Raw genomic sequence first — 19,372 nt, forward strand, 5'->3', positions numbered from 1 at the left:
ACTTGCTTCGTAAGCATTCGTTTCGTTTTGTTAGCATAAACTGCTTGAGTTAATTGTCAAAACTTACATCGTTAGCATAATCTACTCTGAGTTACTTCGCAAAACTTGCATCATAAGCATTCACTTCGTTTTGCTGTCCATCCTCACCATCATACCTTGTCATGTTGCATTTTGTACATCTTGCCACGACAAAAGGAGCCGCTTTATTCCTTCCTCCAGCTCCACAGCATTCAGATGGGCAAAAGCAAAACATGCGGCTGGCTCCCCAGCCGAAACTTGATATAACGCCGCATCTCTGAAATCTGTGCCGCGCCTGTGCGCCGCCGCCCGGAATGCCACGAACTCTTCTCTACTGCGCAGCCACCGCGCATATACTTGTAGCCCCGCATCGCCAGGCAACAGTTCAAACAGCTCATTCAACTGTTCCGACAGCAGAGTCCTAAGAATACGGCCACGTTCGCCGTAAATGCGGGTCATCCGGCGCAGATGACGACTATAGCCGCCGGTATTCATGAACCGCGTCAACGCACGCTGTTCCAGCAGTCCTACTGGCAAGGGCTCATATAACGCCTTGGCGGCGATCGTCGGCTTCACCAGCGAGGGTGGGAGCACTGCGAAGCCAAGCCGAAGGCCAGAGAACATCGTGTTTGAGAAGGAGCCAATATACACGACCTGTTCTCCGCGATCTAGCGCTTTTAAAGGCTCAATTGGACGTCCTGACCACCGAAACTCACTGTCATAATCATCTTCAATGATCACCGCATCATGCCGCTGCGCCCATTCCAGCAAGATTCGCCTCCGTTCCAAAGGCAGCACCACACCTGTAGGAAATTGACGACTCGTTGTAACAAACAACAGACGCGCATCCCAATCCTCCGGGATAAGACCGCTGTCATCCAGCTTTCCTGACAGCAATCGTCCCCCGTTAATCTCTACCGCTCGGCGAATCCCATGAAAGCCTGGGTCCTCGACAACCGCTGCGCCTCCTGCATCCAGCAGTAACTGTGTCAAAATAACGATGCCTTGCATCGAACCGCTAAACAATACGATATGCTCTGCATCCGCACGAATTCCGCGGGTAATCCGCAGATGTGCAGCAATAGCTTTCCGAAGTCCTTCATCTCCTTGAGGTGGACAAGTACTTTGAAGCAATCCGCCTTCCTTCCCTCCGGCATAGGACAGCGCACTACGCCATTCGGAGTAAGGAAAATGCTCCATCCTCATACCACTGCTAAGAAAGCTTATAACATTGTTGCTACGCTGCTCATACAAAGGTGTCGGACGCGCAAGTAGTCGCCTTCCCCATGCCGAGAGTGGGATCATTCTCTCTGATGCAAGGCCTCCCCCAGCAACATCTGCCACTTCACCCCAAGCTGCATTTTCACGCTTAATATCTCCAGAAGCTGAAGAGAAGCTATCTTCTGATACGAATGTCCCCCGCCCTGTCACCGTCCTTACATAACCATCAGCAAGCAGCATTTCGTACACCTGCGAGACTGAACCGCGCGACATGTCATAGTGCATAGCCAAACTTCGTGTAGACGGCAGCTGCGTGCCACCTTGGAGAATCCCCTCCAATATTGCAGCGCGGAGCGCATGATATAGCGCTAGATATTTGTAGCGGTGTATTGCCAGATATTGATCGTATGCCAGCGTGATATTCATTGTTTCCCTCCTTGGCCAGCAAGTGGTCCATTAAAAACTATCTTAATTGGTCCTTTTTAATTGTCAATGACTCTTCTATTCTTGAAAGAACATCTACATCGGAGCAAACGCTCTACACTAATAAGAAAAAGGAAGTGATCCCTATGCGCAGAAAAGAATTTCAAGTAGATCAGGAGGAAGAATTGGCCTCTTTTCTAGACGGAATGAGCTATGGTTTTCTCGGGACAAGCGATGAACAAGGGCTACCGCGGGTGACGCCGCTGAATTTTGTATATACAGATGGGTGTTTCTATTTCCACGGCAGTCATGCTGGCGGCAAAATGGAGGCGATCCGCAATCAGCAGAAGGTCTGCTTTACCGTAGCAGATGAGTATGCGCTGATTCCGTCTTATTTTAGTGATCCTGAGATGGCCTGCCCAGCCACCGCATATTTTAAAAGTGTCACCGCCTACGGCATAGCCGAACCTGTAGATGACATTAGCGAAAAAGCCATCGTACTCTCCTTGTTTATGAAAAAACTCCAGCCCGAGGGTGGTTATGAGCCTATTGATGCTGAAGACCCTAGGTACCGTCCCCGTCTAAAGGGAGTCGCGGTAGTGCGCATTACCCCGGATGAGATCACGGCAAAGTTTAAGTTTGGGCAGAATCTAAAAGAAGAAGGACGTTCCGGGGTCATTTCCGGCCTATCTGAAAGAAATCATCCACGGGATGAAGAAACCATAGAAATGATGAAAAAATACTGCCCCTACCACTCCGAATAATAGTTACGGATAAACCAGTTTCTCGTACAAAATAAGCACTACGTATAGTGTAAAACTTAAACTTCCTTAAATTTTAAAAAAACGTATCTTTCCAAGTGACGGTTGCAAGTGGCGGTGATATAATGTTAGGCAATGTTAACAGTATGTTATCCCCAAAGAACCCTGGAAGGATGAAACTGATGAATCCACTAGCTGGACAATTAAACGAAAGTATCAAAGCAGGAAATGAACATGTGTACGATATGCTCTCTACGCTTGGCAAAGAAATTTATTTTCCTAAAGAGGGTATCCTGAGCCAATCCGCTGAAGCAGGAGCTCACGCCAAGAAATATAACGCAACCATCGGTATTGCTACTGAAGGTGGCGTGCCTATGCACCTCGGCGTCATCCAGGATAAACTATCCGCTTACAGCCCTAAGGATCTGTATAGTTACGCTCCTCCAGCAGGTAAACCAGAGCTGCGTACTGTATGGCGTGAAAAGATGCTGCGCGAAAATCCATCGCTAGAAGGTAAAACCATCAGCAATCCTGTTGTAACCAACGCCCTGACTCATGGGCTTAGCATTGTCGCTGACCTCTTCGCTGAGCCAGGTGACGCTATTATCTACCCAGACAAGAACTGGGAGAACTATGAATTAACCTTCGGAATCCGCCGCCATGGGGAAACCGTTAACTATCCGCTGTTCACAGAAGAAATGACTTTCAATAGTGCGGGTCTGGAAGAAGCCTTGCTGGCTCAAAAAGAACGCGGCAAAGCCATTGTGCTTTTGAACTTCCCAAACAATCCTACAGGTTATACTCCGGGGATTAAGGAAGGCGATGAAATCGTCGCAGCTATCCTTCGTGCGGCTGAGGAAGGCATTAACGTGGTTGTCGTAAGTGATGATGCCTACTTCGGACTGTTCTTTGAAGACTCACTAAAGGAATCATTATTCGGTAAGCTTGCTCATCTGCACCCACGTGTGCTTCCAATCAAAATTGACGGTGCTACTAAAGAAGAATTCGTCTGGGGCTTCCGTGTTGGCTTCATCACTTATGCCTCGGAAGACAAGGATTTGCTGGCCGCATTGGAGCAAAAAACATTAGGCATCATTCGCGCCACTATTTCCAGTGGTGCACACCCATCACAGACCTTCGTACTGGATGCACTGAAATCTCCACAATTCGAAGAACAGAAGGAAGAGAAGTTCCAAATCATGAAGGGCCGTGCGAATAAAGTAAAAGCGCTGCTCGATAGCGGCAAATACGGCGATGATGTATGGACGTATTATCCTTTTAACTCCGGCTACTTCATGTGTCTGAAGCTGCATACTGTTTCGGCTGAAGCTCTTCGGCTTCACCTGATTCATAATTATGGACTGGGCACTATCGCTCTCGGTGAAACAGATCTGCGGATTGCTTTCTCTTGTATCGAAGAGGCTCAGCTCGAAGATCTGTTTGATCTTGTATACGCAGGCGTTCGTGATCTGGAAAAAGCGTAACAAATCTTTCATACTCCTTACAATCAGCTCCGTTTCTACGGGGCTGATTTTTTTTCTGGACTCCTCCGGCATTGGCCTATACATGCTTCTCTCTCCGCACATACAATACGATGTACTCAAGTACAACACACACCGAAAGGGGAATGAACATGAGCGAAGAAGTAAGAGGCGGATTTAACGGTTGTTGTGGAGGCGGCGGATTCACAAGTACTGGCGCCATTCTGGTTCTCTTTATCCTGCTGGTTATCATCAGCCGTTCACTCTTTGTCTAACTAGAGATGACAGTTACGGGAGAGAGCCTTGAGCTCTTTCCCTTTTCCAATGCTACACCTCATTCCCCACACAAAAAAAGGCTTCCTCATCCGTAGAATCCTCTACTTTTGAGAAAGCCTTTTTTATTTTGAAATCATCTCTTACAAATCCTCGTCAACCATCCGTGCCGCTTTGCGGGACAAGTATCCCTTAAACAGAAAGGATACCAGAATCCCTGCTACAAATGTACCAATCACTGGTAGTAGACGGTCGCCTATAGAGGCTAAGAAAGGTAAACCAAGAATCAGTGCCACTACCAGATGTGCGCGGAATACAAATTGTGTTGTGTTATCCGCCTTACTGCCTTCAGGAAAGGGATACACTGTCAGCCAAAAAGACTCACTATGCAATTTGCGGAGTGCCGACAACTGTACACCAATAATGAACAGGAAGAACAAATAGATGGCGGTGCCGAAGTAACTGTCATGGTTCAACCCATTCAGCAGCAAAGCCAGTACCGAAATCCGCATAATGATTCCGAAGATGTCTCCCCGGGCGAAGCTCTTGGTCAGCAGATAGCGGTAAGCTGTATCCTTACGCCAAGGGAGCTTTGCGCCCCATTTGGAAAGATAACGACGAGCATATACCCGTTGCTCACGACCCGGTACATCCACGAACCAGCCCAGAACCATCAGCGCGCGTCCACCTTGATTCTTTTCCATGGCGATTAGTCTTTCCCATGGTACAGCGTGACGTGCAGGGACAGACAGTGCGACAAGATAGGCTGCTGCTAATAACACGATAAAGATTAGACTTGAGCCGACTGGCTGCCACAACCAAGCGGCAATGATTAATCCGCCGACTGCCCAGCGTAAGAAAGTAAATAGACCTGCCATCGGACGCGACAGCATAGCTATCTCTTTCCATAAACCGTAACTCGCAATTAACTTCACAGCTATCAAAATCAATATGGTAAATAAAAGTCGCTTAGGATTGTCATCTGTACGTATGTACAACGGCCAAAGAGTAATGAGCACAAATAACAATCGAACAATCTTCCATACGTTCCCACTAACCCACGAAGGTGCAAAATATTCCTTCATCCGATGACCTTGAGGCAGTAGAAAGATCGTATCTGGGGTCTGCAAATAAGTACGGAAGCTGCTATGCACTGCCGCAGGCAACAGTATTGCAAGCATAATCCAACGAATGGGAATGCCTTCAGGCACATTCTGTAACAGCGATGTATACCAAGCTGAGAAGACAATTAACACAAAGAGGAAGACCATAGCTACGCCGCTTTGAATGATATATCCTACATAAGGAAGCATGCTTCCCATGAATCGACCTCGCCGCGTGCGCCGCAGCTCTTTCAAATCCATATTATTTCCCTCCCTGAACCAGCTCATAGAACAGCTGCTCCAAAGTCAGCCCCTGTAGTCCAGTGGTTGCCGCAATTTCTTCCAGCGTTCCCTGAGCAATCACCTTACCTTTATGCAGCACAATAAAGCGGTCGCAATAATTCTCAATGGTAGAAAGAATATGAGAGCTGAGCAGAATAGAGGATCCTGATTTTTTCAGGTCCATCATGAAATCAAGCAACGAGCGAATACCTAAAGGATCTAGCCCTAAAAAAGGCTCATCGATTACATATAACGCCGGCCGCGCAACGAAAGCACACATGATCATGACCTTCTGCTTCATGCCTTTAGATAGATGGGTCGACAACGTGTCCATCTTATCTTCCATATGGAACAGCTTGGCTAGATGTGAGGTGCGGGTTTCGTAATCACTTTGTTCAATCCCGTACGCTCTTGCTGTAAATTCAACATGCTCACGTACCGTCAATTCATCATATAAAAGAGGCGATTCAGGCACAAATGTTAAAGCATTGTGATATCCGATGGGATCTTCTGCACGGGTCTTACCCTTTACTGTGATATCGCCCTTATGGGGCGACATCAATCCTAGAATATGCTTCATGGTCGTACTTTTTCCTGCTCCATTTAAACCAATTAAACCAACCATCTCGCCAGGCTGCACCTGAAGTGCAATATCATGCAGCACCGGCTTATTCAGGCTGTAACCACCACTGAGGCCCGTAATTTGCAATACGGGAGAATTATTCATTGACCGTCACCTCTCGGAGTTTTGTCTTTCAACCACTTTGGTGCTCCTTTATTCTTACGGTTCTTCTCACGTTCCGCATTGCTGCTGCGTTTGCTTCGTGCAGGAGACGCACCTCCACGCGCGCCTGTAGAAGGATTCACACTGCGCTGAGAATCGCGCTGTGGTTCTACGCTTGCCTCACTTGTCTGGATCGTAGCCAGTCTTTTAACAGGTTGCCGCTCTGTGCTGGTTGTAGACGGCTGGGTTCCTGCATTCCCAGATGTTCGCGCCTGTGGCTTACTGATATGCGGAGAAGAAGCATCGCGGCGTTGTCCGCTGTTCTCATTTCGTCCCCGTCCACTATTCAAAGCATTGCGCGCTTCATCTGCTGCTAGCACCTTGCCACCGACCATTTCCCGCTCTTCAAGGGAAATATCCAGTTCACGCGCAAATTTACGCATAATAAAGGTCTGCTGCTCTGTCACAATCGTTACGGATAATCCGCGTTTTCCCATCCGGCCCGTACGACCCGCACGGTGTACATAATGCTCGGAATCAAAGGCAGGATCGAAGCTAACTACCAGTGACAAATTCTCAATATCCAGTCCTCTGGCAGCTACATCACTGGCAACAAGCACACGGAATTTTCCCTCACGGAAACGTGACAATACATTACTGCGCGTTACTTTATCAGCATCACCGTAAAGTGCCGCCGCGGTTAGTCCAAGATGGTTCAGCTTAGCCTCTACCTCTGCAATATCATCTGTAGCATTCACGAACACAATCGCTTTATCTGGATTGTAATGACGGATGACCCGGCGTAGCATGTCTATTTTATTGCGTTCTTCAGTGACAACATAATGATGCTCTAAACTCTCTGCCGTCATTACACCTGGAGCAATTCCAACCTCTGCCGGGTTCTTCATTTCACGATTTGCCAAGGCTTTCGTCTCCGGCCCAATGGTTGCAGACAGCATAACGAGCTGGCGTGAACGCAGTGCGCTGCTAACAATTTTCGTTACCTCTCCGGCCCCGCTTAGCTGGAACATTTGGTCCGCTTCATCTAGAACAATCGTGCTGACTTCATGCATCTTTAACTTGCGAAGACCAATCAATTCGCGAATCCGGCCAGGGGTTCCCACAACAAGCTGTGGATGCTCACGCAGTTTGTCAATCTGCCGTTTGATGGCTGCTCCGCCAATAAGACCCATTACTCGAATCCCACGGTGTTCGCCATAACGTTCCGCCTCACGTAAGATTTGCATCGCCAGCTCCTGTGTAGGGGCGAGCACCAGCTTTTGGACCACCTTCTGCTCCGGGTTGATCGTTTGAAGCAGAGGCAACAGATAGGCCAAGGTCTTACCCGTTCCAGTCTGGGAAGCAGCAATAACATCTCTTCCCTCCAGCAGAAGTGGAATCGTCTGCTCTTGTACCGGGGATGGGGCGTTAATACCGAATTCCGACAATCGGGCAACTAGGTCTTCCTGAATGCCGATAGCCGCAAAAGAAGCTTTATTCATAAGTGTAATTCATCCTTTTCGCTTGAGATAATATCTTCATTATATGCCAAAAAGGCCTCTCCACCAAATGGAAGGCCAATAATGCTGACGGCAGGCTCTATTTTCTGTTCATCGCATTATAAGTAAGCTTGTCCGCCAGACGAGGAAACAGACCGTAAAGCCGAATACCAAACCCTGCTAAACCCGGTAGATCAATCTCTTCTTTGCCAGTTTCCATGACCTTTACGATCTTGGAAGAGACATGTTCTGGTGTCATCATCATCCGAGCTACACTCTTTTCATAATTGCCGGAAGGGTCAGCCGTTTTGAAGAAATCAGTGGCAATGGGGCCCGGGTTGACAGCCGAAACGATAATGCCGCTCTTCCGCAGCTCCTGACGGAGTGCATTCGTGAATCCGAGAACAGCATGCTTGGTGGCTGTATAGGCTACCGATTTGGCTGTACCGATCTTCCCTGCCATAGAAGCCACATTTACGATCTGGCCACTTCCCCGCTCTAACATATGTGGAACAACAGCCTTTGTACAACGAACAATCCCCATATAGTTAACATCCATCATATCATCAAACTCATGAGGCTCCATCTCTGTAAAAGCGGCGAATTTACCGTACCCTGCATTATTTAGCAAAATATCAATTCTGCCGTAAGTCGCCAAAATTTGAGCAAAGGTCTCTTGTACACCATCGGCATCTGTTACATCGCATGTATACAGTCCAAAAACGCCCGGAATACCGGCCGCCGTTTCTTTCAACTTCGCTTCAGAACGTGCCAAAAGGATCGGAATCGCACCTTGCTTACTAAGCATTTGTGCGGTTAATGCACCAATACCGCTGGATGCTCCTGTAATCACAACAACCTTATCTTTAAGTACCATAAAAGGTATTTCAGCTCCTAACTCTTGCCTAAGAGATCATCACCTGAATATCCATCTCTCCAACCCCATCCATCAACAATGGAATACTAAGTGCTCTGCGAGGCAAAAAAGACATACTCTCAAGCTTCATAATTTGGGGAGGACTTATATCCACTGAAACCCCCTGATTATATAAAATCGTACTAGCATTTCCACTGATCATATTGCCTAGCTCTGAAATTGCACTCTGACCCATCTCATCCATCTCCGTAATCACATAGCCGCCCATCATAATCGATACCATTCGCAAGGCTACCTGCTCTGCGATACCAAATATAATATTTCCGCTCAGTTGGCCTGTCATTCCCACTTGAATCCATATATGATTATCGATCAGTTCAATTTCTTTGATGCCTAAATTCCCAGTGGAAGGCGAGACCTGAATCACTTGTTCTATAACAGTCCGTGCAGATTCTAAAAAAGGATTAATTACTTCTGCTTTCATGAAAGTCCAGTCTCCTCCTCTATCGTGCTTTAGTCATATACCAAAAGTCCCAAGTAATATGGATTTATTATACTTTATATATCGGCACAATTCAGCAAAAATTAATGTACATGTCGAATTCGAACCCAAGTTTGTTTATGTTGCAACATTGCTCTGTCGGGTATTATCTCCTATAATTTAAATCAAATGCCAACATGGAACGTAATATTTCACCCTATCACTTTCATATTAGCTTGTCCAAAGGAGGTATTCCATGAACATCAGCCAGCTGGAGACATTAATAACGATCTCCAAAACGATGAGCTTTCGCAAGGCCGGAGAACTGCTTAACTTGACCCAACCGGCGGTTTCAGCACAAATCAAGAGCCTTGAAGAAGAGTTCAAAACACAGCTGGTTGACCGGAACCAGCCTGTTACGTTAACCGATCGAGGGACTGTATTTCTGGAGCATGCGGAACAAATTGTGTCGATTGTCGAGGAGCTTAAACAGAGACTTGCGGATCTTGAAGATAATCCCCAAGGACATATTATTCTCGGCACTACTACCTCTATCGCCATTCAAATTTTACCGCGTATTTTATCCTATTTTAAAGACCAGTTCCCTCATATCAAAACATCTATTTCCTCTATGTCCTCGTCTCAAATTTATCAACATGTCGAGAATGGCATTGTCGATGTCGGCATTGGCTATTTGATCGGACGTAGTCCGAGTATGACTACTTCCATTCTTTATTATGATACATTCGAGTTGGTGGTCTCACCCAGACACCCCCTGGCTCAAGTTAAGACTGCAGGTATTGAAGCCCTAAGCAAAACCCCGCTAATTCTGCTCTCACCGGATACAGTGGGCCGTAAATTTGCCGATGAAGTATTCTCCAAGCATGGCATAGAGCCACAGGTAATAATGGAACTGACCAGCAGCGAGGAAGTGAAACGGATGGTAGAGCTCGATTTAGGTGCAGCCATTATTTCCAAGCAGTCAGTAACCGCTGAGGTGCGAGCCGGTTCCCTCAAAATTGTGCCTATTATTGAATTGGAGGTCACGCATCCTGTAGGTGTCATAACAAAGTCTGGAAAATACGTGAACTCAGCTATGAGACAGTTTCTTAGTGATCTCAAAGGTATGCCGGAGACACAATTTATTGGGTCTGAATAAAAAACACCCAAAAGTGGAATCGATACTTCTGAGCTAATTGCATAACCTTGTTTAAAGGAGTTGATCTTGATGAAATTTGACCTGCATACACATCATTTTCGCTGTGGCCATGCCGATGGAACGATTAGAGATTATATCGAAGCCGGAATTTCAGCAGGGTTAGGGGTAATAGGCATTTCTGACCACACCCCTTATTTTGGAAGCCCTTCCGAGCAAGCTTTTCCTCTAATTGCTATGGGTAAGTCCGAATTCTCAAATTATGTTCAGGAAGTGCTCTCCCTCAAAAAAGAATACGAAGGTGTAATCGACGTTCTGCTGGGTATTGAATCAGACTACTTCCCTGAGCATGCCGAGCTTTACCGCAAAACATTATCCGCCTACCCTTTTGATTATGTGATTGGATCGGTACATAGTGTTGGTGGCGTCAGTATCTTTAACAAGGGTCGCTGGAAAGGGCTTAGCAAGAATGAACAGATTCGTGTGAAGTCTGATTATTACCGATTGATTGCTGATTCCGCCCGCAGTGGCATGTTCCAAATTCTCGGACACATTGATGCGATGAAGGGAAATTATCCTGCTTTTTCAGAAATTCCTGCTCCAAAGCCAATTGATGACTGTCTGCAAGTCATTAGTGAATGTGGCGTGGCGATCGAAATTAATACCTCAGGCGGAACCAAGCTGGTTGGCGGTTGGTATCCATCAGAAGATATACTGGAGCGCGCACATCATTTTGGCGTTGAGGTTACTTTCGGATCGGATGCGCATAAGCCATCCCGTGTCGCAGAAGACCGAGATGCGGTAGCCGAGCAGCTTAAAGCGATAGGTTTTACGCATTGGGTTTATTACAAGCAGCGCGAGAAAATTAAAGTTTCACTGTAAAGATTTCTTGTATTTGAACAAATGCACCAAGCGTTATTGGTTTAGGGGTGGGGTTACCCTCCGTTAAACCAATCTCCGCTTGGTGCATTGTCGTTTATTTATAGGTTATCGCAGGTAAACCCTTGCTGCTTCAGAGTACGCTTCGCATCCCCATATTCCGGGTTGATATCGTAAAAATGAGCAATTGTGCTCGTCCAATCCCTCACCGTTAATCCCTGCTGCTGCATATATTCACGGTGGCTTTGATTATACGCCTCCAGGAGACCTTCCACATCCGGATTATATTGTTCCTCATGAAACACCGCATCCAGCGGCAGCCGCGGCTTCTGTGCGACCTCTTCGGCCGGATATCCGACACAGAGCCCGACGATAGGGAATACGTACTCCGGTAGCTTCAACAGATCAATAACGTCTGCTGTATTGCGCCGGACACCCCCAATAGGGATGATCCCGAGTCCCATGGATTCTGCCGCTGCAATCGCGTTAGCCACTGAGATACCGACATCTGTAGCTCCAACGAGCAGAGCATCTACATCTTTTACGGCTTCAAAAGACTTGCCTTCCACTTTACTTGCTAATTTCGCTCTATAGAAGTCCATGCAGAACACCAGAAAGACAGGGGCTGCTGCTACATGCTTCTGATTGCCGCACAAGACCGAAAGCTGCTGTTTACGCGCAGGATCTTTGATAGCTATAATGGAGACCTGCTGTCCATGAACCCATGAGGGCGCTGCTTGGGCGGATTCGATCATTATCTTTAGCTTATCCGGCTCCACTTGTAGATCAGAATACTGCCGGAAAGAACGGTGACTCATTAACGTCTGTATTACATCATTCAAGATGTTACGCCTCCTTCTAAATTCATTCGACTGTTTGTTAATCATAAACGATCGGATTAGGTCCTGACAAAAAAAATGGACCCGAATCATCGGGTCCCAAAGCAGTATATTTTTAAAAGGGGGTCATGTACTTAGTTTAACCGGACACTGTTAGAGTTTCATAACGGCATTATTTCATTTGTGTAACAATGTGAATACTTTCATTACATCGTCCAAGGAGCCTACTCTGGGCATCACCCGTTCCAGCATCATGCCGTTCTTAAGCATCACACGTTCGGATCTAATATTATCTCCTCGGCAGCGCCCTTCGATCCGTGTTATCCCAAGCGTATGAACACTGTAATTTAAAAATAAGCCAACCGCCTCTGTTGCCAATCCCCCTCCCCAGTACACCGGGTCTAGCATATATCCTAAAGTGGCCTTTCCCTCACGGCGGTTCCAATGCTGCAAAGCAACAATACCGATCAACTTCTGCTGCTCCTTCAAATAGATACCCGCATGTAACGCGCAAGGATCGAATGCGAATAACATCCGATTCACCAGCTTCTCCACCTGAGCAAGTTCTGATCCAGCTCCGGTGCGTATTTGAATATGAGCCTGCACTTCTGGACGGGAGAGCAGTTGCTGTAAATGACAAGCATCCTCGGGCGGAATCCTCCTAAGATCAACCGCCATACCTTGTTGCGTCTGGAAAGATACTGCCTCATAGGTACTCATACTCTCTCCTCCTCCATGCAGCTAAAATATCAGCCTATTCATCCGTTGAATGATGCAATGTCAGCACCGTTAATTCAGGCCTACATAGAAACCGAAAAGGCATGACTGTTTCGCCGAAACCTCTATTCACATACACTGGCATGCGCTTGGTATCTGTATAATACAATCCATTTATGTACTTTTGAGACCCATAAGGGGTGAATGGAGCACCTACAAACGGCAGGCGAATCTGTCCCCCATGGCTGTGCCCGGATAGCTGCAGGTGAAATGAATGAGCCTGTGCTATATCAGCATAATCCGGTTCATGCATCATCAGAACGGTAAAGGTTCCTGCAGGCACACCCCTGAGTGCCTTCACAGGGTCAGGCTCACCATGCAGCAGATCATCCAGCCCGGTCACAGCCATAACTGCTCCGCCTCTTTTTAGAAGATAAGAATCATTCCTTAGCACCCGGAATCCAGCTGATGTAAACAACTCGATAATCCGCTTCGTATTCTTGAAATCATGGTTGCCTAGCACCGCATATTTTCCTAGAGAAGCACTCAGCTCTGCCAATACAGGTATGGCATCTACAAGATCCTCAGGGTTGCTGTCCACGATGTCACCTGTAAAACATATAAGATCAGGTTCCTCCTTAGCGATACGCTCTGCAAGTCGAGCCAGATCACGGGCATCCTTATTAAACCCAAGGTGAGTATCACTGAAATGGACAACCTTCATGCCTGAAAAAGCAGAGGGAATATCTTTGAAGGACAATTTCAGCTTAGTAACCTGAATCCAGTTGGGCTCCCCTTGCCAAGCGTAACCACTTGTGAGCAAGCCTGCGCCGATTACAGTAGCCGCACCTCGAACAAGGAATTGCCGGCGGGTCATCGTTGTCTTGCCCTTAGATCGACGTTCAGAGGTGCTAGAGTGAGTGTCTTTATTTTTCTTATTGGGAGAAGCCCCAGACGATTGTATCTTCATACGGAGTTTCTCCTTCCCTTCAGCTTTCGTTTAGAGCCGTTAGTACAATTCTACATTCTTCCTCTGGCGTATCACTGTATGCGGATGCGATGCCTCTCTTAGCAATTTCTGTTTTTGGGACTCGTTTCATCATAAAGGCTACTTCCACCGTCTTCTTAAAGGGAAAAGGATCCAGCACTAACGTTGACTTATCTTTCCACTCCACGGTTATCGTACGACCTGACGTAAAACTGAAATCTTCACTGCCAGAGAATCCTTCACGCCACCATGGATGCTCCTCAGATTTCGGGCTACCCGGCTCATTTAAAGCCAAATATAAAGATAAATCATCGCAGAATTCCAAAAGACGGGCATCATAATACAGCTCATCCTCACCAATCGGTTTAGATACTTCCAGTTCTCGGTGAATACGGGATCTACGTTCCTCTTCATGCGCTTGATACAATTTCAGTTCTGGATTATCCAGTCCCGAAATCTTAATGAGTCGTTCAAAATGCAAGCTGCACAGAAGCGCTCCATAGGGTGTTCGCTCTTCGATCTCATCAAGTCCTCGCTTATAAAAGGTCAGCTTCGGTACCACAGGAAAATCAATAAAGGTGTAAGGCGCGCTCTCCGCATCGTTCCAAAAGGGCGTCTCATCCAGATCAATCCAGCCCCGGTCATGTTCAGCTACCGCCCAAAGCACCTCATCCCGGCGTCCTTCTTCTGGCACATGCTCTTCCTTGAACCAAATGGCAAGCTCTCCAGCTAACTTCCCGTGATCATGCTGTTTAACCATTACAATTGCTCCATCATGCTCCCGACAAATCACGATTATTCCTCCCTGTTGTTCCACACCTAACGTACGTTAACAATGGATATTATAGCATATGCTATTCATTCTTCTGATCTAGACAATTTCCTATTCCCTACCAATTATAAACAAAAAAGCTATCCTCAGCGAATAAAAATCCACCATTGAGGATAGCTCGATATTAAAGATCTGGCGGTACTACTTATTACACACCTAACCAGCGTTTGAACATATGTTTTGTCGTCTGCTTATTAATTTCTGCAATGGAGGTAGTCAGAGGAATCCCTTTTGGACAAGCGCGTACACAGTTCTGTGAGTTACCACAGCCGTCAATACCGCCATCTTCCATCAATGCGTCCAATCTTTCATCAGCATTCATTTCGCCCGTAGGATGAGCATTGAACAGGCGTACTTGAGAGATGGCTGCGGGTCCGATGAAATCCGTCTTCTCGTTGACATTCGGACAAGCCTCCAAGCATACGCCGCAAGTCATACACTTAGATAATTCATAAGCCCACTGCCGTTTCTTCTCCGGCATCCGTGGTCCCGGCCCAAGGTCATACGTACCATCGATTGGAATCCATGCCTTTACTCGTTTCAGTGCATTAAACATCCGAGTCCGGTCAATCACTAAGTCACGCACCACCGGAAATGTCTTCATTGGCTCAATGCGTACAGGTTGCTCCAGATTGTCTATTAGCGCTGCGCAGGCTTGGCGGGGTTTGCCGTTGATCACCATCGAGCAAGCTCCGCATACTTCTTCTAGACAGTTGGAATCCCAGCATACCGGAACGGTGCTGTCACCTTTGGCATTCACAGGATTACGCTGAATTTCCATCAAAGCACTGATTACATTCATACCCGGACGATAAGGAAGCTCAAATTCCTCAACATAAGATGAGCTTTGTGGATCGTCCTGGCGGGTGATGATAAACTTTACGTTTTTGGGAGCTGTAGCAGTTTCCGCCATAATGGTTCCCTCCTCAAATTGCCTAATTTTATTTCATTAAGCTTGCCTCGCAAGCTGTTTCACTGCTGGGAAAGATTAATCCTTCGAATAATCACGGACCCGCGGAGGGATCAGTGAGACATCGACTTCGTCGTAAGAGATTTGCGGACCGTCTGCAGTCCAGGCAGCTTTCGTGGTCTTCAAGAATTCCTCATCATTACGATCCGGGAATTCCGGCTTGTAATGAGCGCCGCGGCTCTCATTGCGCATAAGCGCTCCCAGTGTCATCGCTTCGGACAGCTCCAGCATGTTCCACAGCTGACGGGTGAATGCCACTCCTTGGTTATTCCAGCGTGACGTATCGTTCATATTGATATTGCGATAGCGTGCTTTAAGCTCTTTGATTTTGCCAATGGTCGCTTCCAGCTTCGGATTGTGCCGTACAACCGTCATATTGGCGGTCATCCATTCGCCCAGTTCCTTATGAATCACATAAGCGTTCTCTGTACCTGACATCGCTAACAGAGATTCATATTTGTCCGTCTGCTTTTTGTGGAAGCTGTCATATACGGAAGAAGAGATATCTTGTGATGATTTCTTCAAACCTTTAATGTATTCAACAGCCTTTGGTCCAGCAACCATACCACCGTAAATGGCAGATACCAGAGAGTTAGCGCCTAAGCGATTCGCTCCATGATATTGATATTCACATTCGCCTGCCGCAAACAGACCAGGAATGTTTGTCATTTGGTTGTAATCAACCCACATACCGCCCATAGAATAGTGCACAGCCGGGAAGATTTTCATCGGTATTTTACGGGGATCATCTCCCATGAATTTTTCGTAAATTTCAATAATCCCGCCAAGCTTTACGTCCAGTTCTTTCGGGTCCTTGTGAGAGAGGTCCAAATACACCATGTTCTCACCATTAATACCCAGCCCTTGATCCACACACACATTAAAAATCTCACGTGTAGCAATATCGCGCGGCACCAAGTTACCATAGGCCGGATATTTCTCTTCAAGGAAATACCACGGCTTTCCATCCTTATAAGTCCAGATACGGCCGCCTTCACCACGTGCTGATTCCGACATTAAGCGGAGCTTGTCATCTCCTGGAATAGCCGTTGGGTGAATCTGTATAAATTCTCCGTTGGCATAATGTACGCCCTGTTGGTACACCGCACTTGCGGCTGTGCCCGTATTAATTACGGAGTTCGTTGTTTTACCAAAAATAATACCCGGACCGCCGCTAGCTAAAATAACTGCGTCTGCGGGAAAAGTCTCAATCTCCATCGTCTTGAGATTCTGGGCACTTATGCCGCGGCATACACCTTCGTCGTCGATGATGGCCGAGAGAAATTCCCAGTTCTCACGTTTCGTTACAAGACCTTCAGACTCCCAGCGGCGCACTTGCTCATCCAGTGCATACAAAAGCTGTTGGCCTGTCGTTGCGCCAGCAAATGCAGTGCGGTGACGTTTCGTTCCGCCGAAACGACGGAAGTCGAGTAACCCTTCAGGTGTACGGTTAAACATTACACCCATCCGGTCCATAAGGTGAATGATACCCGGTGCTGCTTCACACATCGCCTTGACTGGTGGCTGATTCGCCAGGAAGTCACCGCCATAAACGGTATCGTCGAAATGCTCCCAAGGGGAGTCGCCCTCCCCTTTCGTATTTACTGCACCGTTGATGCCGCCTTGCGCACAAACGGAGTGTGATCTTTTTACAGGAACTAATGAGAATAAATGAACATGTGCACCGGACTCCGCTGCCTTGATGGTAGCCATCAGGCCGGCCAGACCGCCGCCCACAATAATGATATTTGCTGTTGCCATGATAGTTCACTCCCTTTATCGAAAATATCAGAAAGGATTCTGGAATGTAGTCCTGAGAGGGCAATTACTTAGATGAAAGTCTTTATGGACTGAGCTATGGAAGCTGCACTTTGAAATTCAGCATCACGGAAAGTGACTAGCGAAATGAGGAACATAAACGTTACAAGAACAAATATACCGAGACAAAGGTAAGAGGATACCCGCTGTGAACGAGGTCCTACCGTGATTCCCCAGCTGATCAAGAAAGACCATATACCATTGGAGAAGTGAAAGCATGCTGCAACGATACCGATAATGTACAGTGTCAACATCAGTGGTTGAGTCACGATATCATGCATCAGACCCCCTAATTCTTCATGCTCCACACTACCGACTGCCACCTGAACCCGGGTTTGGAACAAATGCCAGACTATAAAGATAAAGGTAATAATTCCTGTAATGCGTTGCAGCGTATAACGCCAGTTTCTTTCAATGTTGAAACGGTTCAAGTTCGGCTTGGATTGATACGCAATATACAGTCCGTATACGCCATGGTACAGCAGAGGAAGCCATATACCGAACAATTCCAGGAAGAAGACAAGCGGCAGGCTATTCAGCCATATCACGCTGTCAGTGAAACCGGAAGCGCCACCCTCTACAGCCGCAAAATTCGTCATCATGTGCTCAATGAAGAAAGCTCCAAGCGGGATAACGCCTAGCAAGGAATGAATCTTTCTGGAATAAAATCCTTTCATACAAAGTAACCCCTTTCCGATTAAAACAGCGTTTTCATTATTGTGTATTCACCGCCGGAACTACATTTGACACAGGATAACGTAGACTATGTAATGACAGAACGTCTATATTTTACCGCTATCCTTGGGTTCCCGGACTTTGTTTTCTTTTTCACAAAATGTGAATATCTTGTGTCACTTTTCATGTTACTCCTTTTTCCCTTATAAGGGAATTGCAATCTAATTATTAAACGTTATACAATAAACGCATAAGAATAGATTTTATATGATAATAATTCTCATTTAGAAAGACAACATTTTCCGACAAATCTTTTATTTCCTTATGGAGCAAGAAGTATTGTCTTCATGGCTATGAATTTCGTCACTACTGTTTATAGATTGCACTACGAGAGGAACCTAAATATGTTTGACGATTTAGATGTTTTTGCAGCGGTTGTGGAGCACTCCAGCTTGAATCGGGCCTCCCGCCAGCTCAATCTGTCCCAACCTGCCTTATCTCGTAAAATCTCCAAGCTGGAAGAACGGCTGGGTGTCGCGCTATTTAATCGTTATGGCAAGCGCCTGGAGTTAACCGAGGTTGGGCGTCTTACTTATTCCTACGCACTTGAACAACGGCAGCAGCGCTCTAAATTTCTGGAGGCTTTGTCTAAATACAAAGAAGGCGAGCCTAAGCTGGTCACCTTAGGGGCTTCACTTACCTCACTGCAGACCACTCTGCCTCCACTAGTTAACGCATATATGGAGAAATACCCGACTTCGGAGTTAAAGCTAATCACCGGCCGAACGCATGAGATTGTCTCCTCTGTCAGTGAAGGAAAGTCAGATATAGGTCTGATCGCATCCTCTATTCAAGAGCCTGGACTGCGCTGTATTTCTTTGTTTGAGGATCAGCTTCGACTGGTTGTCTCTGAGCATCATCCTCTGAATCATGCTTCTAAGCTAACCATGAATGATCTGTCCCGACTGCCGATGATCCTCTTCTCCAAAGGCACCTGGTACCGCCGTCTAACAGACGATCTGTTCCAGCGCTGCGGGATTGATCCGGACGTACGTATGGAGATTGACTCCTTCGAAGCCATCGTGCGGCTGCTGCCGACAGTCAATGTGGCAGCCTTACTGCCCAAGTCTTATCTGCGTCCGCAGCTGTTAAACGGCGGTGGGCTGGTATCTCTGCATATTAAGGAGCTGGAGCAGACTCAGCGAACTACCTGTCTGATTTACCGTGACGATGGAAGCCTGAGCACAGCGGCCCGCAGCCTCGTGCAGGTCACAGAAGAGATGTTTCTGACGGAACGAGAGGTATAGTACATACTCTGCGTGCAATCTTAATTAAAAAAATCCCTCCGTCCTATG

19 protein-coding genes are annotated in these 19,372 nt (G+C 46.8%); 6 read left to right on the forward strand and 13 right to left on the reverse strand.

Features of this window, described 5'->3' with window-relative positions; genetic code table 11:
* Positions 1-159: 159 nt before the first annotated feature.
* Positions 160-1,665 carry a MocR-like pyridoxine biosynthesis transcription factor PdxR gene (gene pdxR / locus ACN6KS_RS25270; protein ID WP_094871675.1) on the reverse strand — a complete coding sequence of 502 codons (1,506 nt, stop codon included), beginning with the start codon at positions 1,663-1,665 and terminating at the stop codon, positions 160-162.
* Between the two features lie 143 nt (positions 1,666-1,808).
* Here pdxR and ACN6KS_RS25275 point away from each other — a divergent pair, with 143 nt between their 5' ends.
* From ACN6KS_RS25275 to ACN6KS_RS25285, 3 genes are all read left to right on the forward strand, one after another.
* Positions 1,809-2,426: a pyridoxamine 5'-phosphate oxidase family protein gene (locus ACN6KS_RS25275; protein WP_094871674.1), complete on the forward strand. Its 618-nt coding sequence runs from the start codon at positions 1,809-1,811 to the stop codon at positions 2,424-2,426.
* A gap of 179 nt (positions 2,427-2,605) precedes the next feature.
* Positions 2,606-3,907 carry an aminotransferase class I/II-fold pyridoxal phosphate-dependent enzyme gene (locus ACN6KS_RS25280; protein WP_094871713.1) on the forward strand — a complete coding sequence of 434 codons (1,302 nt, stop codon included), beginning with the start codon at positions 2,606-2,608 and terminating at the stop codon, positions 3,905-3,907.
* 149 nt (positions 3,908-4,056) lie between these two features.
* Positions 4,057-4,179 carry a YjcZ family sporulation protein gene (locus tag ACN6KS_RS25285; RefSeq protein WP_218641867.1) on the forward strand — a complete coding sequence of 41 codons (123 nt, stop codon included), beginning with the start codon at positions 4,057-4,059 and terminating at the stop codon, positions 4,177-4,179.
* A gap of 141 nt (positions 4,180-4,320) precedes the next feature.
* On the opposite strand, the gene ACN6KS_RS25290 is transcribed toward ACN6KS_RS25285, so the two are convergent.
* From ACN6KS_RS25290 to ACN6KS_RS25310, 5 genes are all read right to left on the reverse strand, one after another.
* Positions 4,321-5,541, reverse strand: a complete 1,221-nt coding sequence (locus tag ACN6KS_RS25290) for an ABC transporter permease (protein ID WP_094876877.1) — start codon at positions 5,539-5,541, stop codon at positions 4,321-4,323.
* A gap of 1 nt (position 5,542) precedes the next feature.
* Complete coding sequence (locus ACN6KS_RS25295) at positions 5,543-6,289, reverse strand: ABC transporter ATP-binding protein (RefSeq protein WP_094871670.1); 747 nt, start codon at positions 6,287-6,289, stop codon at positions 5,543-5,545.
* Positions 6,286-7,788 (reverse strand): DEAD/DEAH box helicase, encoded by a 1,503-nt coding sequence (locus ACN6KS_RS25300; protein ID WP_440960753.1) that lies wholly within the window; start codon positions 7,786-7,788, stop codon positions 6,286-6,288. The genes ACN6KS_RS25295 and ACN6KS_RS25300 overlap by 4 nt, the downstream gene beginning before the upstream one ends.
* A gap of 97 nt (positions 7,789-7,885) precedes the next feature.
* Positions 7,886-8,662 carry an SDR family NAD(P)-dependent oxidoreductase gene (locus ACN6KS_RS25305; RefSeq protein WP_076300333.1) on the reverse strand — a complete coding sequence of 259 codons (777 nt, stop codon included), beginning with the start codon at positions 8,660-8,662 and terminating at the stop codon, positions 7,886-7,888.
* A 28-nt stretch (positions 8,663-8,690) separates the two neighbouring features.
* Positions 8,691-9,146: a chemotaxis protein CheX gene (locus ACN6KS_RS25310; RefSeq protein WP_042130872.1), complete on the reverse strand. Its 456-nt coding sequence runs from the start codon at positions 9,144-9,146 to the stop codon at positions 8,691-8,693.
* A 253-nt stretch (positions 9,147-9,399) separates the two neighbouring features.
* Here ACN6KS_RS25310 and ACN6KS_RS25315 point away from each other — a divergent pair, with 253 nt between their 5' ends.
* Entirely contained in the window at positions 9,400-10,302 is a 903-nt protein-coding gene (locus ACN6KS_RS25315) for a LysR family transcriptional regulator (protein ID WP_094871667.1), read from the forward strand.
* A gap of 69 nt (positions 10,303-10,371) precedes the next feature.
* Positions 10,372-11,181 (forward strand): histidinol-phosphatase, encoded by an 810-nt coding sequence (locus tag ACN6KS_RS25320; RefSeq protein WP_094871666.1) that lies wholly within the window; start codon positions 10,372-10,374, stop codon positions 11,179-11,181.
* A 98-nt stretch (positions 11,182-11,279) separates the two neighbouring features.
* On the opposite strand, the gene ACN6KS_RS25325 is transcribed toward ACN6KS_RS25320, so the two are convergent.
* From ACN6KS_RS25325 to ACN6KS_RS25355, 7 genes are all read right to left on the reverse strand, one after another.
* A complete protein-coding gene (locus ACN6KS_RS25325) occupies positions 11,280-12,020 on the reverse strand; it encodes an NADPH-dependent oxidoreductase (RefSeq protein ID WP_440960754.1) in 741 nt (246 codons plus the stop codon).
* 174 nt (positions 12,021-12,194) lie between these two features.
* Positions 12,195-12,737, reverse strand: coding sequence for a GNAT family N-acetyltransferase (locus ACN6KS_RS25330; RefSeq protein WP_094876874.1), 543 nt, complete (start codon positions 12,735-12,737; stop codon positions 12,195-12,197).
* Between the two features lie 34 nt (positions 12,738-12,771).
* Positions 12,772-13,704, reverse strand: a complete 933-nt coding sequence (locus tag ACN6KS_RS25335) for a metallophosphoesterase (RefSeq protein ID WP_094876873.1) — start codon at positions 13,702-13,704, stop codon at positions 12,772-12,774.
* Positions 13,705-13,723: 19 nt separating this feature from the next.
* Complete coding sequence (locus tag ACN6KS_RS25340; RefSeq protein ID WP_440960755.1) at positions 13,724-14,515, reverse strand: DUF3891 family protein; 792 nt, start codon at positions 14,513-14,515, stop codon at positions 13,724-13,726.
* A 187-nt stretch (positions 14,516-14,702) separates the two neighbouring features.
* Complete coding sequence (sdhB, locus tag ACN6KS_RS25345; protein ID WP_042130877.1) at positions 14,703-15,467, reverse strand: succinate dehydrogenase iron-sulfur subunit; 765 nt, start codon at positions 15,465-15,467, stop codon at positions 14,703-14,705.
* Positions 15,468-15,542: 75 nt separating this feature from the next.
* Entirely contained in the window at positions 15,543-17,285 is a 1,743-nt protein-coding gene (gene sdhA, locus ACN6KS_RS25350) for a succinate dehydrogenase flavoprotein subunit (RefSeq protein WP_094871658.1), read from the reverse strand.
* A 68-nt stretch (positions 17,286-17,353) separates the two neighbouring features.
* The gene (locus tag ACN6KS_RS25355; RefSeq protein WP_094871656.1) at positions 17,354-18,019 is read right to left on the reverse strand and encodes a succinate dehydrogenase cytochrome b558 subunit; all 666 of its coding nucleotides are present in this window, start codon (positions 18,017-18,019) and stop codon (positions 17,354-17,356) included.
* 402 nt (positions 18,020-18,421) lie between these two features.
* Between ACN6KS_RS25355 and ACN6KS_RS25360 the strand changes: the two genes are divergently transcribed.
* The gene (locus ACN6KS_RS25360) at positions 18,422-19,324 is read left to right on the forward strand and encodes a LysR family transcriptional regulator (protein ID WP_341135676.1); all 903 of its coding nucleotides are present in this window, start codon (positions 18,422-18,424) and stop codon (positions 19,322-19,324) included.
* The last annotated feature ends 48 nt before the right edge of the window (positions 19,325-19,372 follow it).

The sequence above is a fragment of the Paenibacillus nitricinens genome (assembly GCF_052056485.1).
GTDB classification, from domain to species: domain Bacteria; phylum Bacillota; class Bacilli; order Paenibacillales; family Paenibacillaceae; genus Paenibacillus_AQ; species Paenibacillus_AQ nitricinens.